Origin of the sequence: Mesorhizobium sp. 8 (assembly GCF_006351905.1) — a bacterium.
Classification (GTDB): domain Bacteria; phylum Pseudomonadota; class Alphaproteobacteria; order Rhizobiales; family Rhizobiaceae; genus Mesorhizobium; species Mesorhizobium composti.
Map to the genome: position 1 here is coordinate 992,581 of NZ_CP040914.1, position 24,436 is coordinate 1,017,016.

The window sequence follows — 24,436 nt, forward strand, 5'->3', positions numbered from 1 at the left end:
GCGGGCCTACTGGTTGCAGGTCTTCTGCGGCGCCGGATCGAACAGCGAAAGGTTGACCAGCTTGCCCGCCATGGAGAAATCGCCGTAGTCCATCACCATGTCGCGGGTGATGCCGTTCTCGTGCAGCTTGAAGGAAATACGGTATTCCGGCGTTTCCTCGCCGCTGTCTTTCTTGCTTTCGTCGAAATAGGCGATGTCGACGGGCCAGACCTTATCCTTGGAGAGTTTGGCCAGAACCGGAAGCTCCGGATCGTCCTTGGCGGCAGCGGCCGGCTTGCCGACGACGACGGTTGTGGTCATCACCTTGTCGGCGTCGTCCGAGCCGTCGAACAGGCTGGTCTGGTAGAAACTCTCGCCCTTCTCCGCCTTGCCGATCATCTCGACCAGTTGCTGCGTGGGAAATTGCGTCGCCGCCAGGTCGAGGCTGGTTTTCTGCGGCTTTTCGAGCTGGACCTTGAGGCCGTTCGGCTCCTTGGTGGCCGTTCCCTTGACCTCCTTGTCGAGCGCCTGGTCGACGAAGGATTTGGTCACGAACGAGAAGGTCTTGCCCTTCGCATCCTCGAAGGTCGTCGTCTGCTGGTCCGTCATCCGGGACGTGTCGGTCGTCGCGATCTCGGTCACCATGCGGAACTTGACGGTGTAGCCTTCGCAGGGCGAACCGTTGAATTCGTAGACCATGCGCCCGGTGATCCCGGTGATGCCGGAGCGGTCGGAAGCCTTGTCGAGCGAGAGATCGTAGACGGCGCGATGCGGCTGCAGCGGCACGACCGCCCAGGCCGACGCCGTCGGCGCGACGGCAAAGGCAACGGCGGAGAGAAAGGCAAGGCGCGGTGCGCGCATGGAGAACTCCGGTCTTGCGACTGATGGCAGCCGCCGAGGAAAGGTGGTCCAGCTTAAAAAAAGTCGTGGCGGAAGCGAGGCAAAAATAGCAATTTCAGCCCAGCCGACGCAGGCGTCATCAAGCAATAGGGAATTCACATGGGCGAAACAATCGAAAAGCGGCTGAGCGATCTGGGCATCGTGCTCCCCGCAGCAGCGGCCCCGGCCGCCAACTATGTGCCGTTCGTGCGCAGCGGCAATCTTCTGTTCCCGTCCGGGCAACTGCCCATCAAGGACGGCAAGCTCGCCGTGACCGGCCTGCTCGGCCGCGACGTCGATACCGCCGGCGGGCAGGAAGCGGCGCGGCTGTGCGCCATCAATGTGCTGGCGCAGGCGAAGGCCGCGCTCGGCGACCTCGAAAAGATCCGCCGGCTGGTCAAGATCAACATCTATGTCGCCTCGACGCCGAACTTCACCGAACAGCACCTCGTCGGCAACGGCGCCTCGGACCTGTTCGCCAATGTGCTCGGCGAGCGTGGCAAGCATGCGCGCGTCGCCGTCGGCATGGCGGCCCTGCCCCTGAACGCCGCAGTCGAGGTCGAAGCCGTCCTCGAGGTCGAGTAGGCAAGATGGACGACCTTTCCTGGCTGACCGCCAAGCCGGTGGCGCATCGCGGCTATCACGATCTCAACGACAGGCGTTGGGAAAACACGCTGTCGGCCTTCGCCGCCGCCGCCGAGCGCGGCTACGCCATCGAATGCGACGTGCATCTGTCGGCCGATAACGTGCCGGTGGTCATCCACGACGACGACCTCAAGCGCCTGACCGGCACCGACGGTTTCGTCTGGCAGCGAACGGTGGCCGAACTCGCCACCCTGCGCGTCGGCGGCACCGCCGACCACGTGCCGACGCTGGCAGAGGTTCTGGCGCTGGTGGCGGGGCGCGTGCCGCTGGTGGTCGAATTGAAAGGGACGCCCGGTCACGACACCGGGCTGGTGGCCAGCGTCGGGGCGCTGCTCAAGACCTACAAGGGCAAGGTCGCCATCATGTCGTTCGATCACTGGCTGATCCGCGACTTTGCCAGGGATGTGCCCGGCATTCCCGGCGGGCTGACCGCCTACGGCCGCGAAAACAAACTGATCGAGGCGCATTTCTCCATGCTGGCGCACGATCTCGCCTTCACCTCCTATGCTGCGGGCGACCTGCCGAACCCGTTCGTGACGTTCGTGCGCGACAGGCTGAAGATGCCGGTCATCACCTGGACCATCCGCGACCAGCCGGCGATCGACATCACCTTCCGCTATGCCGACCAGATGACGTTCGAGGGCTTCGAGCCGGAGACGATGCGGCTGGCTTGATGAACGCCTCATCTCTTGCATGGCTGCGCGGCAGGCTTAAGTAAGGCGCATGGATCAGGGCGAGGAGTCTGCGGGAGCGGGTGCGACGGGCTATGCCGTGCGTGCTGCCGCCGGCATAGGCGCTTTCACCCGCGATGAGTGGGACAATCTCGGCGGCACAACGAGAACGTCGGCAGCCGGCTACAACCCGTTCCTTTCCTTTGCTTTTCTGAGTGCGTTGGAGGAGTCCGGCTGCGCCGTGCAGCGCACCGGCTGGCAAGCGCATCATCTTCGCCTGGAGAGCGGCGACGGCAGGCTGCTTGGCGCCCTGCCCTGCTACGCCAAGTCGCACAGCCAGGGCGAGTATGTCTTCGACCACGGCTGGGCCGACGCTTTCGAGCGGGCAGGCGGCAGCTACTATCCCAAGCTGCAATGCTCCGTGCCGTTTACCCCGGTCACCGGCCCGCGCCTGCTGGTCAGCCACGGCGAGGACGAGGCTTCGGTCAAGGCCGGGCTGGCGGCGGCGTTGAAGGCGGTGACGGACCGGCTCGGCGTCTCTTCCGCCCACATCACCTTCCTGCCGGAATCCGACATGCCGGCGCTGGAACAGGCCGACTTCCTGCATCGCACCGACAAGCAGTTCCACTTCTTCAACGAGGGTTTTGCCAGCTACGACGACTTCCTCGCCACGCTCGCCTCCCGCAAACGCAAGGCACTGAAGAAGGAGCGGCGCGAGGCGCTCGCAGGCGGCATCGCCATCGAGCGGCTGACCGGCAAGGCGATCACCGAGCGCGCCTGGGACGATTTCTTCGCCTTCTACATGGACACCGGGGGCCGCAAGTGGGGCCGCCCTTACCTCAACCGAAAATTCTTCTCGCTGATCGGCGAGCGCATGGCCGACGACATCCTTCTGGTGATGGCTAAGCGCGACGGCCGCTACATCGCCGGCGCCATCAACTTCATCGGCTCGGATGCGCTCTACGGTCGCAACTGGGGCTGCATCGAGGATCATCCCTTCCTGCATTTCGAAGTCTGCTACCATCAGGCCATCGACTTCGCCATCGAGCGTGGGCTCAAGGTGGTCGAGGCGGGCGCTCAAGGAGAACACAAGCTGGCGCGCGGCTATCGCCCGGTGACCATGCATTCGGCGCATTACATCGCTCATCCCGGCCTGCGGCGCGCCGTCGCCGACTATCTCAGGCGCGAGCGCTCCGAAGTGGCCGCCATGAGCGACTATCTCGACGAGCACACGCCGTTCCGAAAGGGCGAGGCGCCCGGCATCGCCTGATGCGTCAGTGCACGACAGTCTTGGAGAACAGGTTGATGACGACGACGCCCGCCATGATCAGCCCCATGCCGACAAGCGCCGGCAGGTCGAGCTGCTGGCGGAACCACACCCAGCCTATGGCCGTGATCATGATGATGCCGGCGCCGCACCACAGTGCGTAGACGATGCCGACAGGCATTGTGCGCAGCGGCAGCGACAGGAAATAGAACGCGAGCCCATAGCCCACCACGGTCACCAGAGAGGGCACGAGGCGCGTAAAACCCTGCGTTTCCTTCAGCGCCGTGGTCGCCAGCACCTCGAAGACAATGGCGACCAGCAGATAAAGATAATTCCACGCCATTCGGCCTTGCCCCTCAGGTCCTGCGCACAGACGGTTTGATGCCGCGTGCCGGACGGCTATAACTCACCCATAGGACAGCGGAGCCGCAACGGCGAGAGGCAGAGAATGACTTACGACGATACCAATATCTTCGCGAAGATCCTGCGCGGCGAGCTTCCCTCGCATCGCGTCTACGAGGACGAGGCGACGATCGCCTTCATGGACGTGATGCCGCAGGGCATCGGCCATACGCTGGTGGTGCCGAAAGCACCGTCGCGCAACCTGCTCGATGCCGATCCGGCGATCTTCGGAGCGCTCTTCGCGACGGTCCAGAAACTGGCCAGGGCGGTGAAGACCGCCTTCGACGCGGACGGCGTTGTCGTCATGCAGTTCAATGAAGCGGCTTCGGGCCAGTCGGTCTACCACCTGCACGTCCATGTCATCCCCCGCTTCGAAGGCGTCCCGTTGAAGCCGCACACCGGCGCCATGGAAAAGCCGGAGGTGCTGGCCGCGAATGCGGAGAAGATCAGGGCCGCGTTGGCTGGATAGCGTCCGGCGACCCGGCAACAAAAAAGCCCCGTTGCCGGGGCTTTTTCTTTGATCGGCTTTCGCCGCGCTCAGTTCTTACGCGGCAGTTGCGGCACGAGGCTGCGCTTGCCGCCGTCCTTGCCCTTTGGCTCTGGCTTCTTGGCGACAGCCTTTGTAGCCGCGGCCTTCTTCGCGGAAGCCTTGCGCGCGGTCTTCGGTCGGTCGGCCGGCTCTTCCTTCTTCGGCTTCACCGGCGTCTCGTCGGCCAGCGATTCGAGCTTCAGGCCGGTCTCGCCGGTTTCCTTCTTCTCGACGCCGATGCGCACCGTGCCGCCCTTCTTCAGCTTGCCGAACAGCACTTCGTCGGCCAGCGGCTTCTTGATGTGCTCCTGGATGACGCGGCCGAGCGGACGCGCGCCCATGCGCTCGTCGTAGCCCTTGTCGGCCAGCCAGGCGATCGCCTCCGGCGCCAGCTCGAAGGTCACGCCGCGGTCGGCAAGCTGCGCCTCGAGCTGCATGACGAACTTCTGAACGACCTGATGCACCACCGGAACCGGCAGCGAACCGAACGGGATGATGGCGTCGAGACGGTTGCGGAACTCCGGCGTGAACAGCCGGTTGATCGCCTCGACATCGTCGCCTTCACGCTTCGTCGAACCGAAGCCGATCGCCGCGCGCTGGGCGTCGGATGCGCCCGCATTGGTGGTCATGATGAGGATCACGTTGCGGAAATCGATCGACTTGCCGTTGTGATCGGTCAGCTTGCCGTGGTCCATCACCTGCAACAGGATGTTGAACAGGTCCGGATGCGCCTTCTCGACCTCGTCGAGCAGCAGCACGCAGTGCGGATGCTGGTCGACGCCGTCGGTCAACAGGCCGCCCTGGTCGAAGCCGACATAGCCGGGAGGCGCGCCGATCAGCCGCGAGACGGTGTGGCGTTCCATATATTCCGACATGTCGAAGCGTAGCAGCTCGACGCCGAGCGAGGCGGCAAGCTGCTTGGCGACCTCGGTCTTGCCGACGCCGGTCGGGCCGGAGAACAGGTAGCAGCCGATCGGCTTTTCCGGTTCGCGCAGGCCCGCCCGCGCCAGCTTGATCGCCGAGGTCAGCGCGGTGATCGCCGTATCCTGGCCATAGACGACGCGCTTCAGCTCGACGTCGAGACCGGCCAGAACCTTCTCGTCATCGGCCGACACGGTTTTCGGCGGAATGCGGGCGATGGTGGCGATGGTCGCCTCGATCTCCTTGATGCCGATGGTCTTCTTGCGCTTCGGCTCGGGCAACAGCATCTGCGAGGCACCGGTTTCGTCGATCACGTCGATCGCCTTGTCCGGCAGCTTGCGGTCGCTGATGTAGCGGGCCGACAGTTCCACCGCGCCCTTGATGGCGTCGTTGGTGTACTTGACCTTGTGGAACTCCTCGAAATAGGGCTTCAGCCCCTTCATGATCTCGATGGCGTCCTCGACCGACGGCTCATTGACGTCGATCTTCTGGAAACGGCGCACGAGAGCGCGGTCCTTCTCGAAGAACTGCCGGAACTCCTTGTAGGTGGTCGAGCCGATGCAGCGGATGGCGCCCGAAGACAGGGCCGGCTTCAACAGGTTGGAGGCATCCATGGCGCCGCCGGAGGTGGCCCCTGCCCCGATCACCGTATGGATCTCGTCGATGAACAGGACGGCGCCCGGATAGTCCTCCAGTTCCTTGACGACCTGCTTCAGCCGCTCCTCGAAATCGCCGCGATAGCGCGTGCCGGCGAGCAGCGTGCCCATGTCAAGCGCGAAGATGGTGGCGTCCTGGAGCACTTCGGGAACGTCGCCCTCGACGATGCGCTTGGCCAACCCCTCGGCGATGGCCGTCTTGCCGACGCCGGGATCGCCGACATAGAGCGGATTGTTCTTGGAGCGCCGGCACAGCACCTGGATGGTGCGGTTGATCTCCGGGCCGCGCCCGATGAGCGGGTCGATCTTGCCGGACCGGGCCTTCTGGTTGAGGTTGACGCAATAGGCCGTCAGCGCGTCCTGCTGCTTCTTCTTGCCGCCGTCCTCTGACTGCTCGCCGCCGCTTGCGCCGCCCTGCTCGTCTTCCGCGCCGCGGGGTGTGCGGTTGTCGGACGAGCCGGGCCGCTTGGCGATGCCGTGCGAGATGTAGTTGACCGCGTCATAGCGGGTCATCTGCTGCTCTTGCAGGAAATAGGCGGCGTGGCTCTCGCGTTCGGCGAAGATGGCGACGAGCACGTTGGCGCCCGACACTTCCTCGCGGCCGGAAGACTGGACGTGGATCACAGCGCGCTGGATGACGCGCTGGAAGCCGGCGGTCGGCTTGGAATCCTCGTCATAGCCCGTGACGAGATTGTCCAGTTCGGTATCGATATAGGTCAGCACGGTCTGCTTCAGGTCGTCGAGATCGACGTTGCAGGCGCGCATGACGGCGGCCGCCTCGGTGTCGTCGATCAGCGCCAGCAGCAGGTGCTCCAGCGTTGCGTATTCATGGTGCCGTTCGTTGGCGAGCGTCAGCGCCTGGTGCAGCGCCTTCTCCAGCCCTTGCGAAAATGCAGGCATCAAATCCTCACTTCTTTTCCATCACGCATTGCAGCGGATGCTGGTTCTGTCGGGCGAAATCCATGACCTGGGACACCTTCGTCTCGGCCACTTCGTAGGTATAAACCCCGCACTCGCCCACTCCATGATTGTGGACATGGAGCATGATGCGCGTGGCAGCTTCGCGGTCCTTCTGGAAAAAACGTTCCAGCACGTGAACCACGAACTCCATCGGAGTGTAGTCGTCGTTGAGGATAAGAACCCGGTAGAGGCTGGGCTTCTTCGTCTTGGTCTTGGTGCGCGTGATGACGGCTGTTCCGCGCCCGGTACCGTTACCGTCGCCGCCGTTTTGCATGCGCGATGCACTGCCCGTGACTGCCTGACCGATGCTCACGTCACCTGTTCCGATCGAATCCCCATGCGAACCCGACAACATGTAGGTGTTCGATGCTGGATTTTAAGCCCTTCTGTTTGGCTGACAATATGGCGGGCATGCCAATCCGCGTCGATTTTCGCGATCGTGATTTAAGCGGCTGCATAAACGCGAAAACCCGGCCGCGTCGCCGCCGGCCGGGTCTTCGGGCGGGCCGAAAAGGCCCGCGATCACACAGGATACTGCTTACTTTGCCTTGGCGACGAGCGACTCGAACGGCTTGTAGGCATCGCGGGCGAGGTCGGCGTAAAGCTCGCCGAACCTGGTCGCCTCGGCGACGAAGGACTCGTAGGACTGCTTGACGTAGTCGGTCTGGATCTCGATGGCGTTCTCGAACGACTTGGCCGAGAGCAGCTTCTCGACGAAGGCGGAACCGTTCTCGAAGCTCTTCTTGGTGTAGTCGGACGCCTCGACGGCGAGCGTCTGCGCACCCTTGGAGAAGGAAGCCAGGCTGGTCAGGCCGGTGTCGGCGAATTCCTTGCCGAATTTGCTGAAGTCTTCGTAATTCTGGGTCATGTCCGTTCCTTTCGAGGTCCAGGAGACCTGTCTTGTGCAATGCCAGAAAAGATATGTTGCACTGCACAAAAAGTCAAGATGCGATCCGAAAACCCGTGGCTGCGCCGTCAATCGCTAAGATTCACATAAAGATTGGCTCGAACCCGGCAAAAATGGTGAACGCGCCGGTTACCATAAACGGATTGGTAACGTCGCCCGCGCTAGCCTGCGGCGAAAGGGAGGCAGGACCTTTGCCGCCTCCAGGGCAACGAAAATCCAAAGGAAGTAACAGTGAGTCAGGCGTTGTCGGGTATCGTTTCGAGGTCAAAGCTTTCCTTCAAGGCGTTCGTCGTCCTGGCGCTTGCGGTTACGGTCGTCGTTGCCGACGCGAGTGCCTCCATGGCTGCGAAATCCGCGGCGATCGTGGTCGACGCCAGGACCGGTAAGACACTCTACTCGAAAGATGCCAACGCCCGCCGCTATCCGGCTTCGCTGACCAAGATGATGACGCTCTACCTCACCTTCGAGGCCTTGGCGAAGGGGCGCATCAGCAAGGACACGCCAGTCGTCTTTTCGGCGAATGCTGCGGCCGAACCCCCGACCAAGCTCGGTGTCCGCAAGGGCGGCGCGGTCACCGTCGAGACGGCGATCCTGTCCATGGTGACCAAGTCGGCCAACGATTCCTCGACGGCGCTGGGCGAGATGCTCGGCGGCTCGGAGCAGAATTTCGCCCGGATGATGACGGCGAAGGCCCGCAAGCTCGGCATGAACGGCACGGTGTTCCGCAACGCCAACGGCCTGCCCGATCCGGGCCAGTTCACCACCGCGCGCGACATGGCGGTTCTCGGCATCGCGCTGCGCGAGCATTTCCCGCAGTATTACGGCTATTTCTCGCAGCGCTCGTTCCGCTACGGCAAGCGCGTCATCAACGGGCACAACCGCCTGCTCGGCCGCATCAAGGGCGTGGACGGCATCAAGACCGGCTACACCCGCGCCTCCGGCTACAACCTGGTCAGTTCCGTCGCAATCGACGGGCGTCGCCTGGTCGCCGTCGTCATGGGCGGCAAGAGCGGCCGTTCACGCGACAATCAGATGGCAAGCCTGATCCACACCTACCTGCCGAAGGCCAGCAAGCGCGGCGGTGGCGAACTGATCGCAAGGAACGACTCGGCCGAACCGATGGCGGTGGCCGAGGCGACCGGGGAAGAGACAATCGAGGCTCCGGCCAAGCCGATGGTTGCCGCCCTCCTGCCCAAGCGCCATGCGCCGACGCCCGATCCCAAGCCGGTCGCCGCGACCGAGGCCGTGAATGCCGTGGCCGAAACCACGGTCACCACGCCGGAAGCCAAGACCGCGACGATGACCGCCTATGCCGAGGCAACCCAGGTCGATCCGCTGGCGACGTCCTCCGTCGCCGCCGGCAGCTGGGTCGTGCAGGTCGCGTCCGCTCCCACGCAGGACGGTGCGAAGGCTTTCCTCGACAAGGCGACGAAGCAGGCGCCACGCGCGCTGGCGGATGCCTCCGGCTTCACCGTCGCTTTCGAGAAGGGCGGCGTGACCTATTACCGTGCGCGCTTCGGCGGCTTCGGCTCCAAGAACGCCGCCCGCAACGCCTGTGGCGCGCTGAAGAAGAAAAACATCGACTGCTATGCCGTGCAGCAATAGCCGGCGGTCGATGCCGTCTCCAGGAACTGTATCTGCGTCGAAGGAGAATTAGCCATGATCGGAGAGAAGAACGTCCTTGGCTTCGTCGATGCGCGCCGCCAGGAAAGACGAACGTTCGATGTCGGGGTTCAGGCGCTGCATCAGGCGGCGGTGCGCCTTGCGGATATCCGCCGCGGCGGCTCCCGCCTGAAGACCAAGGACCTTGTAGGCCTCCTCCTTAGTCATGGTGCGCGTACGTGGCGCAACGCCCAGCCCTTCGCCGTCGTCCGCATGCACGTCGTGGCGCCAGACGGGAAACCGGCCGTCAAGATACGTCTCTAGCAGGCGCACGCTGTCGGGGTCCGGGGACAGTTCGCGATAGACCACGCGCAACTCCTCCAGACCCATCGATCCCAGCGTCTTGCCTTCCGCGCTGCCGGCCAGGACCAGCCCTTCCAGCGCCCCGGTATCGTGATCGAGTTCCATTTCGAGTGCCGCCGTACGCACCATGGAACGGCGGCTGGAAAGCGGCGTCGCGCGGCGGCGGTGTCGCGACAGGGTCCACCAGGCAAGCGCGGCCAGAAGAGCGGGTGCAGCGAGCGCGACACGCCCGCTGAATGCGGTCGCCGCGCCGGCCAAGGCAAGGATCGCAGGTCCCACAGCCCTGAAACTGTCCGCCAGTCGTTGCGGATCGGCCCGCAAAAACAGCGCGAGCCCACCCAGGAGCACGCCAAGCAGGGCGACGATTGCCATCAACAGGGTCATTTCTCTCCCGTTGTCCTCCAACGACCGACAAGGATAGAACCACTTCACCGGCGTCGGCAATGCGGACGACCGACGCAGGGTCCTGCTATCGCTGTCGACCGGCTCTCAGCGCGGTCGCTCCGATATCTAGTCCGCAATCTTGACCGGGAAAGGGCACCTCCGAGGCCGGTAAAGGCGCTCAGAGCAGGCCGAGTTCTGCCAGTTCATGCCTGAGCTTCGGCGGCATGGCGACCAGCCCCGCTTTGCCCTGGCCGAGATCGCGCGGCGCGTCGGCCGGCTTCAGGTAACGCCAACCCTGGAAAGCGCGACGCGGTTGCCATTCGGTGCGCACCACTTCTGGGTCGAGCATGAGACGGCAGCGACCGATGCCCTGCGCATCGGTGAACGGCCTGATTTCGGTGATGCGCTGGCGGCACTGCACCGAACCCTTGATGACCCAGTAGAGCGAACCGCCGTCGACGATCTCGGCACCGCGCGTCGGCACCATGCGCGTGGTGTGCCAGTGCTCGATCGGCTCGCCGGCCCTGCGCCGCTCGTCGAGCTTGAGGGCGATCCATTCCTCGAGGTCCTCGACGCTGTCGCTGCCGACGCACAATTTCAGGAGATTGAGTGCCATACCCGGAATTTAGCGGCTGGCCTGCCCGCATTCAACGATGCCGAAAATTTTTGCACAGGCGCAGAGCATCAAGATGCTTCGGCTGCCGCCTCTATCGCCTCTGTCACCCACTCGTTCAAACTTTTGTTCTCCGACGCAGCGGCAACGACCGCCGCTTCATGCATCTTTGGAGGTAGCCGAATGTTGAACCGTCCTGAGAACTCTCGAAATGGAGCAAGACCCTTTTCCTTGCACATTTCGAGGAAAACGTTCAGCGAGGTCTTACCCTCCTGATAAAGACGATCCACATCACGAGCATAGAAATCCGCGCCGCCGGTCAACCCGACGAATTCCCCACGCAACATGCCGATTTCGGGGTCGAACGAAACGATAGCCTTGTGCCCGTCGATTTCGATGATGTTTTTCATGGTTGTATTCCGTGATTTTCCAGCCATTTCCGGATGCTGGCAACAGCACCTTTGTCCGTATTGGGACTGGGATGAGGACGATGGAAAACACGAACCTCGCCGAACAAAAAGACACCTACACGCGAGCCTTCCCGCTCACTGATTTCCGCACCGAGCGCGACGAAGAGCGCTTCGATATCCGACCATCGGACCGTACCGCTGACCGGCCGGTGGAAAATCTGCTCTAGCGTGGCTTCATGCTTTCGCTTCATGTGCTATGGTACCGATATTTGGCACCAAACGCAAGGAACTCAGCATTCCACGACATTGACCGCCAGACCGCCCAGACTGGTTTCCTTGTACTTCTCGCTCATGTCCATGCCGGTCTGGCGCATGGTTTCCACCGCCGCGTCGAGCGGCACGAAATGCTTGCCGTCGCCCTTGATGGCAAGCGAGGCGGCGGTGACGGCTTTCACGGCACCGAGCGCGTTACGCTCGATGCAGGGCACCTGGACAAGGCCGCCGACCGGATCGCAGGTCATGCCGAGATGATGCTCCAGCGCGATTTCGGCGGCGTTCTCCACCTGCTCGGGCGTGCCGCCCATGACCGCGCACAGACCGGCCGCCGCCATGGCCGAGGCCGAGCCAACCTCGCCCTGGCAGCCGACCTCGGCACCGGAAATGGAAGCATTGGTCTTGATGATGCCGCCGATGGCGGCAGCCGTCAGCAGGAAGTCGCGGATCGACGCCTGATCGGCCTCCGGGTGGAAGTGCAGCCAGTAGCGCAGCACCGCCGGCACGACGCCGGCCGCGCCGTTGGTCGGCGCCGTGACGACGCGACCGCCGGCGGCATTCTCCTCGTTGACGGCCATGGCGTAGATCGACAGCCAGTCGTTGGCGAGCAGCGGATTGGGCCGGTTCTGCTGCCATTGCTCCTGCAAGCGGTCGTGAAGCTGGCGGGCGCGGCGACGCACCTTCAGACCGCCCGGCATGATGCCTTCCTGCGACAGGCCGCGGTCGATGCAGCCCGTCATTGCGGTCCAGATGGCGTCCAGCCCCGCATCCAGTTCCTCGCGCGCCTGCTGCGTCTCCTCGTTGACGCGCTTCATATCGGCGATGGACAGGCCGCTCTTGGCTGCCATGGCCAGCATGTCGGCGGCGGTCCTGAAGGGATAGGGAACCTTCTTGCCTTCCGTCGTCACCGAGCCGCGCGCCTTCATGCGCTGTAGTTCTTCTTCCGAAACGACGAAGCCGCCGCCGATGGAATAATAGATGCGCTTGAGCAGCAGCCGTCCGCCCGCGTCGTAGGCGTAGAAAGTCATGCCGTTGGCGTGACCGGTCAGCGGCGTCTTCTTGTCCAGAACGAGATCGGTCCTCGGATCGAAGCGGTAGGACGGGTGCCCCGGCGGCGAGATCCGCTTCTCGGCGGTGATCCGCGCCACGATGGCTTCCGTCCGGTCGGGATCGACCGTCTGCGGCGTCTCGCCGGCTAGGCCGAGCACGACGGCGCGGTCGGAACCGTGCCCGATGCCCGTATAGGCCAGCGAACCGTGCAGGCTGGCGCCGAGCCGATCCACCACAGTGCCGGCCGGGCGCGGCCAGTCGTTGCCGGCCACTTCGTCGAGAAAGCGCCGCGCCGCCGTCATCGGCCCCATCGTGTGCGAACTGGAAGGGCCTATGCCGATCTTGAACAGGTCGAAAACCGAGAGGAACACGCTGGCAAATCTCCCTGCCGAAATCCTGTCTTCATACAGGAGATATGGCGATCTTTCTGACGTTTTTCATGCCCCGCGAGCAGCGCCGACCGACCTTGCCTGCTCAGCGCGCGACATGCCCGTCGCCGCTCTATCGATCAGGCCCGGGAAACGGTGCATCGATCTTGCCGGTAAGCCAGTAGGCGACGAGGCCGATCCATTCGCGGACAGCGATGGTGGTGGTCTGAACGGAATCGATCGGGTTGTCGGCGAACAGCGAAACGCCCTCCTTGCCGGAGGTGCGGTAGTCGACCGGCCATGGCACCGTCGGAAAGCCCGCCTTGTCGAACAGCGCCTTGGAGCGCGGCATATGGAAGGCGGATGTGACGAGCAGCCATGTCTCGCCGGGCTTGGGCGTCACCAGCGCCTTGGTGAAGACGGCATTCTCGTAGGTGTTGCGTGACTGGCTTTCCAGGACGAGACGTTCCGGCGCGACGCCCAGCGCCGTCAAAAGGCGCGGCGCGCTGACCCCGTCCCCCTCGCCTTCCAGCACCAGCGTGCCGACGCCGCCCGTCACGACGACCTTGGCGTCCGGATAGCGCCGCGCCAGGATCGCCGTTTCGACGAAGCGGTCGCCGCTGGAGTTCAGCTCGTAGCCACCGCGGGCAAGATTGATCGCGCCCTCGAAGCCGCCGCCCAGCACGACGATGCCGGCGACACGTTCGGGTGGAACCGCAGGCCGGGGATAACGATCCTCCAGCGGCCCGATGAGCAGCGCGCCCAGCGATGTCCAGGTAGAAAAAGCGAGGATCAGGAATGCGGCGACCGGCACGGCAATGCCCAACCGGCGCCATCCGAACACCGCCGCGATACCGCCGGCCAAGAGCAGGAAGATCGCCAGATTGAGCGGCTGCGCGAAGAACCAGAAGACTTTCGACAGGATGAAGAACATCGAATCCGTGCGTCCTTCGAGGCTCGCTTCGCTCGCACCTCAGGATGAGGAAGGTTGTACACAAACGCCATTCGCAGAGGTTGGCACCATACGGCCCTCATCCTGAGGTGCGAGCGAAGCGAGCCTCGAAGGACGCACTACCACCACTTCTGCGGTTGGAACCGGCCCGCCGCCTGTTCGATGACATGAGCGGTCTGGAACAGCGTCTCCTCGTCGAACGGACGGCCGATCAGCTGCAAGCCGAGCGGCAGGCCGCTGGCATCCAGCCCCGCCGGCACCGCGATGCCAGGCAGGCCGGCCATGTTTACCGTCACCGTGAAGATGTCGTTCAGGTACATCTTCACCGGGTCGGCGTTCATGTCCTGATCGGCGATGCCGAAGGCGGCCGAGGGCGTCGCCGGCGTCAGGATGACGTCGACGCCGGCGTGGAAGGTGTCCTCGAAGTCCTTCTTGATCAGCGTGCGCACCTTCTGCGCCTGCAGGTAGTAGGCGTCGTAGTAGCCGGCCGACAGCACGTAGGTGCCGATCATGATGCGCCGCTTGACCTCGCGGCCGAAACCGGCGGCGCGGGTGTTCTCATACATCTCAACGATGTCCTTGCCGGGCACGCGCAGGCCGTAGCGCACGCCGTCGTAACGGGCGAGGTTCGAGGAGGCTTCCGCCGGAGCCACGATATAGTAGGCCGGCAGGGCGTATTTCGTATGCGGCAGCGAGATGTCGACGATCTCGGCGCCGGCCTCCTTCAGCCAGGCGATGCCCTTCTGCCACAGCGCCTCGATCTCCTCAGGCATGCCATCCATGCGGTATTCCTTCGGGATGCCGACCTTCATTCCCTTGATCGGACGGCCGATGGCCGCCTCGTAGTCGGGAACCGGGCGGTCGACCGAGGTGGTGTCCCTGGCATCGACCGAAGCCATCGACTTCAACAGGATCGCGGCGTCGCGCACGTCGCGGGCGATGGGGCCTGCCTGATCGAGCGACGAGGCGAAGGCGACGGTGCCCCAGCGCGAGCAGCGCCCGTAGGTCGGCTTGATGCCGACGGTGCCGGTGAACGCTGCCGGCTGGCGGATCGAGCCGCCCGTATCGGTTGCCGTCGCGCCGGCGCACAGGAAGCCGGAAACGGCGGCGGCCGAGCCGCCGGAGGAACCGCCCGGCACGAGCTGCTTGTTGGAGCCGTTCGCCCGCCAAGGATTGACCACCGGGCCGTAGTAGGACGTCTCGTTGGACGAGCCCATCGCGAACTCGTCCATGTTGAGCTTGCCCAGCATGACGGCGCCGTCCGCCCACAGATTGGCCGTCACGGTCGATTCGTAGCGCGGCTTGAAGCCGTCGAGGATATGGCTGGCCGCCTGGGTATGCACGCCTTCGGTGGCGAACAGGTCCTTGATGCCGAGCGGAATGCCTTCCAGCGCGCCGGCTTCACCCTTTGCCAGTTTCGCATCGGAAACCTTGGCCATGGCGCGCGCCTTGTCGTGGGTCACGGCGACATAAGCGTTGAGCGAGGGATTGGCCGCATCGATGGCCGCCAGATACGCGTCGGTCAGCTCGGTGGCCGTAAACTCCTTGGCGCGCAGCTTGGTCCGCGCTTCGGCAATCGTCAGTCTCGTCAGGTCGGTCATCAGGAAAGCTTCTTTTCGTAAAACCGGGAAAAACCGGAATCGGGATAATCGAGCACGGCGCCGCAGCGGGTGAAGCCGCCGCGCTCATAGACGCGCCAGGCAGGCTCGAAGCCTTCTGCTTCACCCGTCTCCAGCACCAGCCGCGACATGGCCTTTTCGCGCGCCAGTGTCTCGATATGCTGGAGGATGCGCGCGCCGACACGCTGACCGCGCACCTGAGGCAGCGTGAACATGCGCTTGACCTCGCCCACCCCGGCACCGTGGTTCTTCAGCGCTCCCATGCCTACAGGATGCCCGTCGGCCTCGCGCGCGACGAACAGGGTCACAGTCGGCTCCGCCATCTGCTCGACAGTCAGCTGGAACTGGAATTCGCGCGGCGTGAGCGGCATCATGGTGGCATTGAGCGCCGCGACCATGGTCCGCACGTCGTCCTGCAACGGGGTTTCGATGGCGATTCCGGCCGCCATGGTCGCTATTCAACCACCTTGGGCACCAGGAAGAAGCCCTCTTCGGTCGCCGGCGCGTTGGCGACGATATCGACCGCCTTGTTGCCGTCGATGACGACGTCCTGGCGCTTCTTCATCGCCATCGGCGTCACCGAGGTCATCGGCTCGACGCCCGACACATCCACTTCGTTCAGCTGCTCGACGAAGCCGAGGATGGCGTTCAGTTCCCCGGTCATGCGCTGGGCATCGTCCTCGCTCACCGCAATGCGGGCAAGGCGTGCGACGCGTTTCACCGTCTGGACATCGACTGACATGGCTGTGGTCCGGATATGGAAAGAAAACCTGCCCGGGCTATAGCGGCGGCGCGCCCGCCGCGCAACCGGGCGCGCGCTTCGGCCTTCGCTCGGCCCGTACCGGTCCGTCAGACCGTGATCGTCTCGCCGATCCCGGGCAGCGCCACCTTGACGCCCGAGCCTTCCATTCCGGCGACGAACTTGTCGGCGTTCTGGTCGATGATCGGGAAGGTGCCGAAATGGCAGGGCACCACCGTTTCGAACTTGAAGAAGCGCCGGCAGGCAAGTGCGGCCACCGCGCCGCCCATGGTGAAGCGGTCGCCGACAGGCACGATGCCGACCGTCGGCTCGTGCAGTTCGTGGATGAGGGCCATGTCGGAGAAGATGTCGGTGTCGCCCATGTGGTAGAGCGTCTCGCCGTCGCTGAAATGCAGCACAAGCCCGCCCGGATTGCCGAGATAGGTGTTCCCGCCACCGCCGGACTGCGTCGAGGACGAATGCAGCGCCTGCACGAATGTCGTGGTGAAGCCGCCGCAATCGACCGTGCCGCCGATGTTGCCGGGGTTGATCTTCTTGTCGCTGACGCCCTTGCCGACGAGGAACATGCAGATCTCGAAATTCGCCACCAGCACGGCGCCGGACTTCTTCAGCACCTCGACTGCGCCGCTGATATGGTCGTCATGGCCATGGGTCAAAAGGACGTGCGTGACGCCTTCGGCCGGTCCTTCCCAGCCGCCCTGCCAGGACGGGTTGCCGATAAGATACGGATCGATGAGGATATTGGCTCCGCCCGCCTCGATGCGGAAGGCGGAATGGCCGTACCAGGTAAGCTTCATGGAGGTCTCCTCGATTTCTGTCGCCTTGAAGGATAGAACGCCGGCAGGCCAAGTCAAAGGAAAGCCCCGCCCATGACCGTCATCGCCGTCGAGGACATCGCGGGCAACCTCGCTCCCGGCAAGACGCTTGCCGGGCTGGACCTCGGCGACAAGACGATCGGCATTGCCGTTTCCGACGCGCGCCTTTCCTTCGCCCATCCGCGCCCAGTGATCCTCCGGAAGAAATTCACGCTAGACGTGACGGCGCTCCTGGCTCAGCTGGAGAAAGACGACGTCGGCGCCGTGGTGATCGGCCTGCCCGTCAACATGGACGGCTCGGAAGGGCCGCGCGCGCAGAAATCGCGCGCCTTTGTGCGCAACATGGCGCCGCTCAGCCCCCTGCCCTTCGCCTTCTGGGACGAGCGGTTGTCGACGGTCGCGGCCGAGCGCACGCTGATCGAGATGGATTTTTCCCGCAGCAAGCGCGCCGGCAAGATCGATTCGGCCGCCGCCGCCTTTATTCTGCAGGGAGTTCTGGACCGGCTTCGTGTGCTGAACGGCCCTCCCAGCGGGCATATGCAGCCCTGATCCAGCCGGCTATGACGCGCCGGCGGCGGAAGGCCAGGATCGCCAGCACGATCAGCGAATCGAACACGCAGGCCTTGGCGACCATGCCCGGAATGAGCGACGGATCGACCCCCAGAATCTCGCCATAGATCTGGAAAACGAGGTCGTGCAACTGCCGGCTGAACATGATGTAGCCGAAACTGAGATCGTTGAGCGACAGGAAGTACCAGCCCCAGAACAGACCGAGCGGCAAGGCCCAGAGCAAAAGCAGCGCGCGCATCAGGATTGTGCTCCAGAATCGGGCCGGCCGGAGATGCGAGACAGAAGGGACGCATGGGCGGCGCCCCTGGCCATCGCATGAATAGTCGTTCGACTTGCCGGGAGAGATATGACCTTCGGCTGGGGAGCGGTCAGGCGTTCTCCCACGACAGCCAGATAGGACGCAGCAAGTGCCGCCAGATGCGCCGCCGAAGGCAGGAAAAGGCCTTCTATGCCCTGCGCTGTGCCGCAGATCAGCACCAGCAGGGATACGCCGCCGGCGGCAACGAAGCCGATCTTGAAGATGGTTTCGGTGCTCCCTGCATCCTTGCCCAGGAAGGTTTCGATCAGCGCCCAGCAGAATACCGCCGCGACCACGAGGAAAGCCGCTGCCAGCGGCGCCGCCATCAGCATGCCGTCCAGATTGAGGCTCTGCGGGTCGGCATGCGTCGCACCGAGCGATGCCAGCGCATTTTCCAGCGCGCCGGTGCCGGTCGTGCAGACAAAGGCCAGCAGGGCAAACAACGCTGCCCAGTGCAAAGCCAGAAAGGAACTTAGAAGGTGGCGCATGACGGTCGACGGTCCCGCTTGGTGACCGTAAACTGATCCTCGGGGCCGTCGACGGCAACGGAAACCATTTGTTAAGGTTAACGGCCATCCACAGGCAGGACGCCGGCCCTGCGTGGCCCCGCGCGCAACGCGGTCAGCTTGCCGGATAGAGCGTGTCGAGGATCATGCGCGCATCGTGGCGCGCGTCGATCATGCCGTATGTGGTGCGCCACTGGCCGGCCAGCCGTGTTTCGACGAAGGCGTCGGCGATCCGCCCTGCCCCCAGCCGGCGCAGCTCCGCCGCGGCCGCGGCCAGTGCGAGCTGTTCCGTCAAAAGCCGCGCCGACCCCTCGTCGGTCGCCGCCACCTGCATGGCCGCCTTCAACACACCGATGGTGCCGCGTCCGCTGGCGCCGAGATCGCGATCGATACCGGCCAGCACGTCCTCGAACAGCGCGGGCGCACGCGACAGGACGCGCAGCACGTCAAGCGCCATGACGTTGCCCGACCCTTCCCAGATGGCGTTGACCGGCGCCTCGCGATAGTAGCGCGCCAGCGGCGCCTCCTCGACGTAGCCGTTGCCGCCCAGGCACTCCATGGCCTCATAGAGCAGCGCCGGCGCGATCTTGCACACCCAGTATTTGACCACCGGCGTCATGGCCCGCGCAAAGGCCGCCTCGCCGCGGTCGCCAGCGGCATCGTCGAAGGAACGCGCCAACCGGAACGAAAGCGCGGTGGCGGCGGCGACGTCCAGCGCCATGTCGGCCAGCACGCGCTGCATCAGCGGCTGGTCGACAAGATTGGAACCGAAAACCTTGCGCTGGCGCGTGTGGTTGACCGCTTCGGCGAGCCCCGCGCGCATGACGGCAGCGGAAGCCACCGCGCAGTCGAGCCGCGTCAGGGTCACCATGTCCATGATCGTCTTCAGGCCGGCGCCCGGTTCGCCGACCATCTCGCCGATGGCACCGTCGAACTCGACCTCCGACGACGCGTTGGAGCGGTTGCCGAGCTTGTCCTTCAGGCGCTGGAAGCGGAAGCCGTTGCCCGAACCGTCGCCGAGGATGCGCGGCACCAGGAAGCACGAAAGGCCTTCCGCCGCCTGTGCCAACACCAGGAAGGCGTCCGACATCGGCGCCGACATGAACCATTTGTGGCCGCTGATGCGGTAGAAGCCACTGGAGCCGGCACGCTCGGCCTTCGTTGTATTGGTGCGGACGTCGGTGCCGCCCTGCTTTTCGGTCATGCCCATGCCGAGCGTCAGCCCGGCCTTCTCGACCGGTGGCTTCTGGCTCTGGTCGTATTTGCGCGTCGTCACGCGCGGCGCCCATTCGCGGAAAATCTTGGGGTTGGCCATCAGCGCTGCCAGCGAGGCGCTGGTCATGGTGATGGGGCACAGATGCCCCGTCTCCAGCTGTGCCGTCAGGTAGAAGCGCGCCGCGCGCACCTGGTGACGGCGGCCGATCTCGGCCTCGCCGTTCTCCCACACGGAGGAATGCAGGCCGATCGCCACCGAGCGCCGCAACAGCGCGTGATAGGCCGGGTGGTATTCGACCAGGTCGATGCGGCGGCCCTGCCGGTCGTGCGTGCGCAGCACCGGCGTATCGGTGTTGGCGAGCCGCGCCAAGTCCTGCGCCTCCTGTGTCAGCACGAAGCGGCCGAGCCCGTCGAGATCCTTGCGTACCGGCTCGGAAAAACGCTCGGCAAGCTGGATCAGCAGCGGATCGCTGCGCCAGGCATTGCCGCCGGTCAACGGCTGGGACTGGTTCGATACCTCGTCTGTCACGCCTCATCCTTTACCTGGCCGCAAGATATATACGAATCCGCCGCCGTCGCGGGGTTATAGCGGAGGGTGACCGTGGGCGCGATGAAAATACCGGTGGAAAGCCGCTCTATCCAAAGCCCGTGCTTGCAGCGCCCTGCCTCGCGCAATATAGCAGCGCCTTGAGATGACCGACGCTTCGCCTCTGCCGCTCTTTCCGCACCGCCATCTGCTCGGCATCGCGCCGCTTTCCCCCGCCGATATAGAACTTTTGCTGGAACGCGCCGATCGCGCGGTGGCGATCTCGCGCCAGTCGGAGAAGAAGACGACGGCGCTGCGCGGGCGAACGCAGATCAACCTGTTCTACGAAGCCTCGACACGCACGCAGTCGTCCTTCGAGCTCGCCGGCAAGCGCCTCGGCGCCGACGTCATGAACATGTCGGTGGCGAGTTCCTCGGTGAAGAAGGGCGAGACGCTGGTCGATACCGCCATGACGCTGAACGCCATGCGGCCGGATATCCTCATCATCCGCCACCAGTCGGCCGGCGCCGCCGCCCTCCTGGCGCAAAAGGTCGGCTGCTCGGTCGTCAATGCCGGCGACGGCACGCACGAGCATCCGACGCAGGCATTGCTCGATGCGCTCACCATCCGCCGCGCCAAGGGGCCGCTGTCGAAGCTGATCGTGGCGATCTGCGGCGACATCCTGCATTCGCGCGTGGCGCGCTCCAACATCATCCTGTTGAATGCGCTTGGCGCGCAGGTGCGCGTGGTGGCGCCTTCCACGCTGCTGCCGTCCGGTATCGAGAAGATGGGCGTCATCGTCCATCGCAGCATGGCCGACGGCCTGAAGGACGCGGATGTGGTGATGATGCTGCGCCTGCAACGCGAGCGCATGGAAGGCGCCTTCGTGCCTTCGGTGCGCGAATATTTCCGTTATTTCGGCCTCGACGCCGAGAAACTGAAGGCGGCCAAGCCCGACGCGCTGGTCATGCATCCCGGTCCGATGAACAGAGGCGTCGAGATCGCTTCCGAGATCGCCGACGGGCCGCAAAGCGTCATCCAAGAACAGGTCGAGATGGGGGTGGCCGTACGTATGGCGGTGATGGAAGCCCTGCTCGATCCGCGCCGCAACGAGGGGCGCGCCGCATGACCGTCACCGTCTTCGAGCGCGCCCGCATCGTCGATCCTTCGCGCGGCATCGACGAGGTCGGCACCGTCGTCGTCGACGGGGAAAAAATCGCGGCGGCCGGCAAGGCCGCGCTCAACCAGGGTGCGCCGGAAGGCGCCACGGTGATCGATTGCGCCGGCAAGGCGATCCTGCCGGGCTTGGTGGACACGCGCGTCTTCATCGGCGAGCCGGGCGCCGAGCACCGCGAGACGATCGCTTCGGCGAGCATCGCGGCCGCTGCCGGCGGCGTCACCTCCCTCGTCATGATGCCGGACACCGATCCGGTGATCGACGACGTGGCGCTGGTCGAGTTCGTGCTGCGCACGGCACGCGACACCGCCGCCGTCAACGTCTTTCCGGCCGCTGCCATCACCCGCCGCCTGGCCGGCCGCGAAATGACCGAGTTCGGCCTGCTGCGCGAGGCAGGCGCCGTGGCCTTCACCGACGGCCGCCACACCATCGCCAATTCGCTGGTGATGCGCCGGGCGCTGACTTACGCACGCGACTTCGGCGCCGTCATCGCCCACGAGACGCAGGACGCCGACCTCGGCGGCGCCGGTGTCATGAACGAAGGGCTCTATGCGAGCTGGCTCGGCCTGCCCGGCATCCCGCGCGAGGCCGAGACCATCCCGCTGGAGCGCGACCTTGCGCTGGCGCGGCTGACGCGCGGCGCCTACCACGCCGCCAAGATATCCACTGAGGCAGCGGCCAATGGCGTGCGCCGCGCCAAGAACGACGGCGCCAGCGTGACGGCCGGCGTCGCCATCCACAATCTGGCGCTCAACGAGAATGACGTCGGCGAATACCGCACCTTCTTCCGGCTGATGCCGCCTTTGCGTGCCGAGGAGGACCGACTGGTGATGATCGAAGCCTTGCGCGATGGCACGGTGGACGTGGTCGTCTCCTCGCACGATCCGCAGGACGTCGACACCAAGCGCCTGCCCTTCGCCGACGCCGCTGCCGGTGCGATCGGGCTGGAGACACTGCTTTCGGTGGCGCTGCGGCTCTATCACAACGGCGACCTGCCGCTTCTGCGGCTGGTCGAGACGCTGTCGACGGCGCCGGCAAGACTGTTCGGCCTTCCGGGTGGCCGGCTCGCGCCTGGTGCTCAGGCCGATCTGGTCGTCGTCGACCTGAACGAGCCGTGGATCGTCAGCGAGTCCGCAATCCGCTCGCGCTCGAAAAACACCTGTTTCGAAGGGGCGCGGCTGCAGGGCAAGGTCTTGCAAACACTGGTTGCGGGCCGCACAGTGTTTGCAGCCTGACCGCAGCCAAGCGCGGCTGGCAACGGGGGAGAAATGACGCTGTTTCCTGTTCTCGTGCTGATCGTCGGCTATCTGTGCGGCTCCGTTCCCTTCGGCCTGCTGCTCACGCGCGCCGCCGGGCTGGGCGACGTGCGCTCCATCGGCTCGGGCAATATCGGCGCCACCAACGTGCTCCGGACCGGCAACAAGGGGCTTGCCGCCGCCACGCTCATCCTCGATGCGCTCAAGGGCACGCTGCCCGCTGCGGTCGCCCTGCGCTACGGGCCGGAAGCCGGGGCGATTGCCGGCTTCGGCGCCTTCATCGGCCACCTCTTCCCCGTGTGGCTCGGCTTCAAGGGCGGCAAGGGCGTCGCCACCTATCTTGGCGTTCTGATCGGCCTCGCCTGGAAGATCGCGCTGGTATTCGCGGTCGTGTGGCTCATCATGGCGGCGATCTTCCGCTATTCCTCGCTCGCAGCCCTCACCGCCTGCGTCATCGTGCCGGTGGCGCTCTACCTGACGGGCCAGGGCACGTTCGCGATCGCCTTCCTCGTCATGAGCGCGCTGGTTTTCTGGCGCCATCGCGCCAACATCGAGCGCCTGATGGCCGGCACCGAAGGCAGGATCGGGGCCAAGGGGTGAGCGAGTCCGTTTCCGGTCCGCGCCTCAGCGACCGGCAGCGGCTTGCCTGGCTTCGCCTGATCCGCACGCCCAATGTCGGGCCGATGACGTTCCGCCAGCTCGTCAACCGCTACGGATCGGCGGAAAGCGCGCTCGCCATGCTGCCCGAACTGACGCTGAACGGCGGCGCGACGCGGGCCGTGCGCATCCCCTCGCCCGACGAGGCCGAAGCCGAGATGGAAGCGGCGCGCCGCCTCGGCGCCCGCTTCGTCGCCGTCGGCGAGCCCGGCTATCCGGCGCTGTTGAGGAACATGGACCATCCGCCGCCGCTGCTGGCGATCAAGGGCGATGAAGGCGTCTTCAGCCTGCCCGCCGTCGCCATCGTCGGCGCCCGCAACGCCTCGCTCGCCGGCATCAAGATGGCGCGCATGCTGGCGGCGGAACTAGGCGCCGCCGGCTATGCCGTCGTCTCCGGCCTGGCGCGCGGCATAGACACCGCCGCCCATCAGGCAAGCCTGCCGACCGGCACCGTGGCGGCGCTGGCCGGCGGGCTGGACCGCCCCTACCCGCCGGAAAACGTCGCATTGTGCGAGGCGATTGCTGATCGGGGCGGCGCCATCGTGTCAGAAATGCCGTTCGGCTGGCAGCCGCGCGCGCAGGATTTTCCACGCCGCAACCGCATCATTGCCGGCATGGCGCTCGGCCTCGTGGTCGTCGAGGCGGCGAATCGCTCGGGGTCCCTCATCAGCGCGCGCCTTGCCGGCGAACAGGGGCGGCTCGTCTTTTCCGTGCCCGGTTCGCCGCTCGATCCGCGCGCGGCCGGCACCAACGGCCTTTTGAAAGACGGCGCCATTCTCGTCACCGAAACCGCTGACGTCCTTGCCGCACTGGCGCCGCTTGCCGGCGCGCCGACGCCTTCGCCCGATTCGCTGGCCGAGCCGGAGGACTTCTCGAGCGTTCCACCGCCCGGCGATGACGACCGCGCCCGCGTAGTCGAGGCGCTGGGGCCGACGCCCGTCGCCGTCGACGAGATCATCCGCCACACCGGCCTGCACGCGGCGCAGGTCCTTACTATCCTCCTGGAACTCGACCTCGCCGGACGGCTGGAGCGCCACGCAGGCGGCAGCGTCTCACTGGTGTAGACGCGGCGGACGCTGTCGCCGAAAGGTTCGCAATGAGCGAGGCGAACAGATTTCCATCACGACTAAAGATGATTTGCGATCCGCCACCTCGTGAGAACGCTCAGTAGCGCCGGAGCCAACCCTGTTCCTTTTCTCGATTTCG

29 protein-coding genes are annotated in these 24,436 nt (G+C 65.0%); 11 read left to right on the forward strand and 18 right to left on the reverse strand.

The annotated features are described in order from the left end of the window. Positions 1-6 precede the first annotated feature (6 nt). Positions 7-840: a cell envelope integrity EipB family protein gene (locus tag FGU64_RS04605; RefSeq protein WP_139951069.1), complete on the reverse strand. Its 834-nt coding sequence runs from the start codon at positions 838-840 to the stop codon at positions 7-9. A gap of 138 nt (positions 841-978) precedes the next feature. Between FGU64_RS04605 and FGU64_RS04610 the strand changes: the two genes are divergently transcribed. The 3 genes from FGU64_RS04610 to FGU64_RS04620 are packed head-to-tail and all read left to right on the forward strand — an operon-like array spanning position 979 to position 3,444. Beyond that, positions 979-1,443: a RidA family protein gene (locus FGU64_RS04610; protein ID WP_136353450.1), complete on the forward strand. Its 465-nt coding sequence runs from the start codon at positions 979-981 to the stop codon at positions 1,441-1,443. Positions 1,444-1,448: 5 nt separating this feature from the next. Next, the gene (locus FGU64_RS04615) at positions 1,449-2,177 is read left to right on the forward strand and encodes a glycerophosphodiester phosphodiesterase (RefSeq protein ID WP_139951070.1); all 729 of its coding nucleotides are present in this window, start codon (positions 1,449-1,451) and stop codon (positions 2,175-2,177) included. A 49-nt stretch (positions 2,178-2,226) separates the two neighbouring features. Next, positions 2,227-3,444 carry a GNAT family N-acetyltransferase gene (locus FGU64_RS04620; RefSeq protein ID WP_139951071.1) on the forward strand — a complete coding sequence of 406 codons (1,218 nt, stop codon included), beginning with the start codon at positions 2,227-2,229 and terminating at the stop codon, positions 3,442-3,444. A 4-nt stretch (positions 3,445-3,448) separates the two neighbouring features. Here FGU64_RS04620 and FGU64_RS04625 read toward each other — a convergent pair whose 3' ends face one another. Then, positions 3,449-3,784 carry a multidrug efflux SMR transporter gene (locus FGU64_RS04625; RefSeq protein ID WP_139951072.1) on the reverse strand — a complete coding sequence of 112 codons (336 nt, stop codon included), beginning with the start codon at positions 3,782-3,784 and terminating at the stop codon, positions 3,449-3,451. A 105-nt stretch (positions 3,785-3,889) separates the two neighbouring features. Between FGU64_RS04625 and FGU64_RS04630 the strand changes: the two genes are divergently transcribed. Next, on the forward strand, positions 3,890-4,312 hold the full coding sequence (locus tag FGU64_RS04630; protein WP_139951073.1) for an HIT family protein: 423 nt from the start codon (positions 3,890-3,892) through the stop codon (positions 4,310-4,312). 68 nt (positions 4,313-4,380) lie between these two features. Here FGU64_RS04630 and clpA read toward each other — a convergent pair whose 3' ends face one another. The 3 genes from clpA to FGU64_RS04645 form a co-directional block, all read right to left on the reverse strand. Next, positions 4,381-6,849 (reverse strand): ATP-dependent Clp protease ATP-binding subunit ClpA, encoded by a 2,469-nt coding sequence (gene clpA / locus FGU64_RS04635; protein WP_139951074.1) that lies wholly within the window; start codon positions 6,847-6,849, stop codon positions 4,381-4,383. Between the two features lie 7 nt (positions 6,850-6,856). After that, positions 6,857-7,183, reverse strand: a complete 327-nt coding sequence (clpS, locus tag FGU64_RS04640) for an ATP-dependent Clp protease adapter ClpS (protein ID WP_054310906.1) — start codon at positions 7,181-7,183, stop codon at positions 6,857-6,859. Positions 7,184-7,447: 264 nt separating this feature from the next. Beyond that, entirely contained in the window at positions 7,448-7,777 is a 330-nt protein-coding gene (locus tag FGU64_RS04645) for a phasin family protein (RefSeq protein WP_139951075.1), read from the reverse strand. Positions 7,778-8,047: 270 nt separating this feature from the next. On the opposite strand from FGU64_RS04645, the gene FGU64_RS04650 reads away from it, so the two are divergent. Next, complete coding sequence (locus FGU64_RS04650) at positions 8,048-9,421, forward strand: D-alanyl-D-alanine carboxypeptidase family protein (protein WP_139951076.1); 1,374 nt, start codon at positions 8,048-8,050, stop codon at positions 9,419-9,421. 48 nt (positions 9,422-9,469) lie between these two features. Here FGU64_RS04650 and FGU64_RS04655 read toward each other — a convergent pair whose 3' ends face one another. The 4 genes from FGU64_RS04655 to FGU64_RS23805 form a co-directional block, all read right to left on the reverse strand. Beyond that, complete coding sequence (locus FGU64_RS04655) at positions 9,470-10,165, reverse strand: molecular chaperone DnaJ (RefSeq protein ID WP_139951077.1); 696 nt, start codon at positions 10,163-10,165, stop codon at positions 9,470-9,472. A 178-nt stretch (positions 10,166-10,343) separates the two neighbouring features. Continuing rightward, positions 10,344-10,781: a DUF1489 family protein gene (locus FGU64_RS04660; RefSeq protein ID WP_139951078.1), complete on the reverse strand. Its 438-nt coding sequence runs from the start codon at positions 10,779-10,781 to the stop codon at positions 10,344-10,346. Between the two features lie 68 nt (positions 10,782-10,849). After that, positions 10,850-11,188 (reverse strand): type II toxin-antitoxin system HicB family antitoxin, encoded by a 339-nt coding sequence (locus tag FGU64_RS23490; RefSeq protein ID WP_136353430.1) that lies wholly within the window; start codon positions 11,186-11,188, stop codon positions 10,850-10,852. After that, complete coding sequence (locus FGU64_RS23805; protein ID WP_330998552.1) at positions 11,185-11,331, reverse strand: hypothetical protein; 147 nt, start codon at positions 11,329-11,331, stop codon at positions 11,185-11,187. The genes FGU64_RS23490 and FGU64_RS23805 overlap by 4 nt, the downstream gene beginning before the upstream one ends. On the opposite strand from FGU64_RS23805, the gene FGU64_RS23810 reads away from it, so the two are divergent. Continuing rightward, a complete protein-coding gene (locus tag FGU64_RS23810) occupies positions 11,269-11,415 on the forward strand; it encodes a hypothetical protein (protein ID WP_330998554.1) in 147 nt (48 codons plus the stop codon). The genes FGU64_RS23805 and FGU64_RS23810 overlap by 63 nt on opposite strands. A 63-nt stretch (positions 11,416-11,478) precedes the next feature. Here the strand turns inward: FGU64_RS23810 and FGU64_RS04675 are convergent, their stop codons facing one another. The 6 genes from FGU64_RS04675 to FGU64_RS04700 all read right to left on the reverse strand — a co-directional run bounded on the left by FGU64_RS04675 (position 11,479) and on the right by FGU64_RS04700 (position 17,007). Beyond that, on the reverse strand, positions 11,479-12,882 hold the full coding sequence (locus tag FGU64_RS04675; RefSeq protein WP_139951079.1) for an L-serine ammonia-lyase: 1,404 nt from the start codon (positions 12,880-12,882) through the stop codon (positions 11,479-11,481). Positions 12,883-13,012: 130 nt separating this feature from the next. Further along, positions 13,013-13,813 (reverse strand): YdcF family protein, encoded by an 801-nt coding sequence (locus FGU64_RS04680; RefSeq protein ID WP_139951080.1) that lies wholly within the window; start codon positions 13,811-13,813, stop codon positions 13,013-13,015. A 137-nt stretch (positions 13,814-13,950) separates the two neighbouring features. Beyond that, the gene (gatA, locus tag FGU64_RS04685; protein ID WP_139951081.1) at positions 13,951-15,432 is read right to left on the reverse strand and encodes an Asp-tRNA(Asn)/Glu-tRNA(Gln) amidotransferase subunit GatA; all 1,482 of its coding nucleotides are present in this window, start codon (positions 15,430-15,432) and stop codon (positions 13,951-13,953) included. Further along, positions 15,432-15,899, reverse strand: coding sequence for a GNAT family N-acetyltransferase (locus FGU64_RS04690; protein ID WP_139951082.1), 468 nt, complete (start codon positions 15,897-15,899; stop codon positions 15,432-15,434). Before FGU64_RS04690 ends, gatA begins: the two co-directional genes overlap by 1 nt. Before the next feature lie 5 nt (positions 15,900-15,904). Then, complete coding sequence (gene gatC, locus FGU64_RS04695) at positions 15,905-16,192, reverse strand: Asp-tRNA(Asn)/Glu-tRNA(Gln) amidotransferase subunit GatC (RefSeq protein ID WP_139951083.1); 288 nt, start codon at positions 16,190-16,192, stop codon at positions 15,905-15,907. A gap of 107 nt (positions 16,193-16,299) precedes the next feature. Further along, the gene (locus FGU64_RS04700) at positions 16,300-17,007 is read right to left on the reverse strand and encodes a metal-dependent hydrolase (RefSeq protein WP_139951084.1); all 708 of its coding nucleotides are present in this window, start codon (positions 17,005-17,007) and stop codon (positions 16,300-16,302) included. A 72-nt stretch (positions 17,008-17,079) separates the two neighbouring features. Between FGU64_RS04700 and ruvX the strand changes: the two genes are divergently transcribed. Next, entirely contained in the window at positions 17,080-17,574 is a 495-nt protein-coding gene (gene ruvX, locus FGU64_RS04705; RefSeq protein ID WP_139951085.1) for a Holliday junction resolvase RuvX, read from the forward strand. Here ruvX and FGU64_RS04710 read toward each other — a convergent pair. The 3 genes from FGU64_RS04710 to FGU64_RS04720 form a co-directional block, all read right to left on the reverse strand. Further along, entirely contained in the window at positions 17,504-17,833 is a 330-nt protein-coding gene (locus tag FGU64_RS04710; protein WP_139951086.1) for a DUF6105 family protein, read from the reverse strand. The genes ruvX and FGU64_RS04710 overlap by 71 nt on opposite strands. Next, positions 17,833-18,381 carry a hypothetical protein gene (locus FGU64_RS04715; RefSeq protein WP_139951087.1) on the reverse strand — a complete coding sequence of 183 codons (549 nt, stop codon included), beginning with the start codon at positions 18,379-18,381 and terminating at the stop codon, positions 17,833-17,835. The genes FGU64_RS04710 and FGU64_RS04715 overlap by 1 nt, the downstream gene beginning before the upstream one ends. Before the next feature lie 133 nt (positions 18,382-18,514). Further along, positions 18,515-20,143, reverse strand: a complete 1,629-nt coding sequence (locus tag FGU64_RS04720) for an acyl-CoA dehydrogenase family protein (protein WP_139951088.1) — start codon at positions 20,141-20,143, stop codon at positions 18,515-18,517. Between the two features lie 163 nt (positions 20,144-20,306). On the opposite strand from FGU64_RS04720, the gene FGU64_RS04725 reads away from it, so the two are divergent. From FGU64_RS04725 to dprA, 4 genes are read left to right on the forward strand one after another with little or no spacing between them, the layout of a single operon-like run. Beyond that, on the forward strand, positions 20,307-21,269 hold the full coding sequence (locus FGU64_RS04725) for an aspartate carbamoyltransferase catalytic subunit (RefSeq protein ID WP_139951089.1): 963 nt from the start codon (positions 20,307-20,309) through the stop codon (positions 21,267-21,269). Further along, positions 21,266-22,552, forward strand: a complete 1,287-nt coding sequence (locus FGU64_RS04730; RefSeq protein ID WP_139951090.1) for a dihydroorotase — start codon at positions 21,266-21,268, stop codon at positions 22,550-22,552. The genes FGU64_RS04725 and FGU64_RS04730 overlap by 4 nt, the downstream gene beginning before the upstream one ends. Before the next feature lie 33 nt (positions 22,553-22,585). After that, positions 22,586-23,173 (forward strand): glycerol-3-phosphate 1-O-acyltransferase PlsY, encoded by a 588-nt coding sequence (gene plsY, locus FGU64_RS04735; protein ID WP_139951091.1) that lies wholly within the window; start codon positions 22,586-22,588, stop codon positions 23,171-23,173. Next, positions 23,170-24,294 (forward strand): DNA-processing protein DprA, encoded by a 1,125-nt coding sequence (dprA, locus tag FGU64_RS04740; protein WP_139951092.1) that lies wholly within the window; start codon positions 23,170-23,172, stop codon positions 24,292-24,294. The genes plsY and dprA overlap by 4 nt, the downstream gene beginning before the upstream one ends. Positions 24,295-24,436: the final 142 nt, after the last annotated feature.

Bases quoted from the DNA above. Each gene is read 5' to 3' on its own strand.
- FGU64_RS04605 (WP_139951069.1), bottom strand. From the start codon at position 840: ATGCGCGCACCGCGCCTTGCCTTTCTCTCCGCCGTTGCCTTTGCCGTC.
- FGU64_RS04610 (WP_136353450.1), top strand. From the start codon at position 979: ATGGGCGAAACAATCGAAAAGCGGCTGAGCGATCTGGGCATCGTGCTC.
- FGU64_RS04615 (WP_139951070.1), top strand. From the start codon at position 1,449: ATGGACGACCTTTCCTGGCTGACCGCCAAGCCGGTGGCGCATCGCGGC.
- FGU64_RS04620 (WP_139951071.1), top strand. From the start codon at position 2,227: ATGGATCAGGGCGAGGAGTCTGCGGGAGCGGGTGCGACGGGCTATGCC.
- FGU64_RS04625 (WP_139951072.1), bottom strand. From the start codon at position 3,784: ATGGCGTGGAATTATCTTTATCTGCTGGTCGCCATTGTCTTCGAGGTG.
- FGU64_RS04630 (WP_139951073.1), top strand. From the start codon at position 3,890: ATGACTTACGACGATACCAATATCTTCGCGAAGATCCTGCGCGGCGAG.
- clpA (WP_139951074.1), bottom strand. From the start codon at position 6,849: ATGCCTGCATTTTCGCAAGGGCTGGAGAAGGCGCTGCACCAGGCGCTG.
- clpS (WP_054310906.1), bottom strand. From the start codon at position 7,183: ATGCAAAACGGCGGCGACGGTAACGGTACCGGGCGCGGAACAGCCGTC.
- FGU64_RS04645 (WP_139951075.1), bottom strand. From the start codon at position 7,777: ATGACCCAGAATTACGAAGACTTCAGCAAATTCGGCAAGGAATTCGCC.
- FGU64_RS04655 (WP_139951077.1), bottom strand. From the start codon at position 10,165: ATGACCCTGTTGATGGCAATCGTCGCCCTGCTTGGCGTGCTCCTGGGT.
- FGU64_RS04660 (WP_139951078.1), bottom strand. From the start codon at position 10,781: ATGGCACTCAATCTCCTGAAATTGTGCGTCGGCAGCGACAGCGTCGAG.
- FGU64_RS23490 (WP_136353430.1), bottom strand. From the start codon at position 11,188: ATGAAAAACATCATCGAAATCGACGGGCACAAGGCTATCGTTTCGTTC.
- FGU64_RS23810 (WP_330998554.1), top strand. From the start codon at position 11,269: ATGGAAAACACGAACCTCGCCGAACAAAAAGACACCTACACGCGAGCC.
- FGU64_RS04680 (WP_139951080.1), bottom strand. From the start codon at position 13,813: ATGTTCTTCATCCTGTCGAAAGTCTTCTGGTTCTTCGCGCAGCCGCTC.
- gatA (WP_139951081.1), bottom strand. From the start codon at position 15,432: ATGACCGACCTGACGAGACTGACGATTGCCGAAGCGCGGACCAAGCTG.
- FGU64_RS04690 (WP_139951082.1), bottom strand. From the start codon at position 15,899: ATGGCGGCCGGAATCGCCATCGAAACCCCGTTGCAGGACGACGTGCGG.
- gatC (WP_139951083.1), bottom strand. From the start codon at position 16,192: ATGTCAGTCGATGTCCAGACGGTGAAACGCGTCGCACGCCTTGCCCGC.
- FGU64_RS04700 (WP_139951084.1), bottom strand. From the start codon at position 17,007: ATGAAGCTTACCTGGTACGGCCATTCCGCCTTCCGCATCGAGGCGGGC.
- ruvX (WP_139951085.1), top strand. From the start codon at position 17,080: ATGACCGTCATCGCCGTCGAGGACATCGCGGGCAACCTCGCTCCCGGC.
- FGU64_RS04710 (WP_139951086.1), bottom strand. From the start codon at position 17,833: ATGCGCGCGCTGCTTTTGCTCTGGGCCTTGCCGCTCGGTCTGTTCTGG.
- FGU64_RS04715 (WP_139951087.1), bottom strand. From the start codon at position 18,381: ATGCGCCACCTTCTAAGTTCCTTTCTGGCTTTGCACTGGGCAGCGTTG.
- FGU64_RS04725 (WP_139951089.1), top strand. From the start codon at position 20,307: ATGACCGACGCTTCGCCTCTGCCGCTCTTTCCGCACCGCCATCTGCTC.
- FGU64_RS04730 (WP_139951090.1), top strand. From the start codon at position 21,266: ATGACCGTCACCGTCTTCGAGCGCGCCCGCATCGTCGATCCTTCGCGC.
- plsY (WP_139951091.1), top strand. From the start codon at position 22,586: ATGACGCTGTTTCCTGTTCTCGTGCTGATCGTCGGCTATCTGTGCGGC.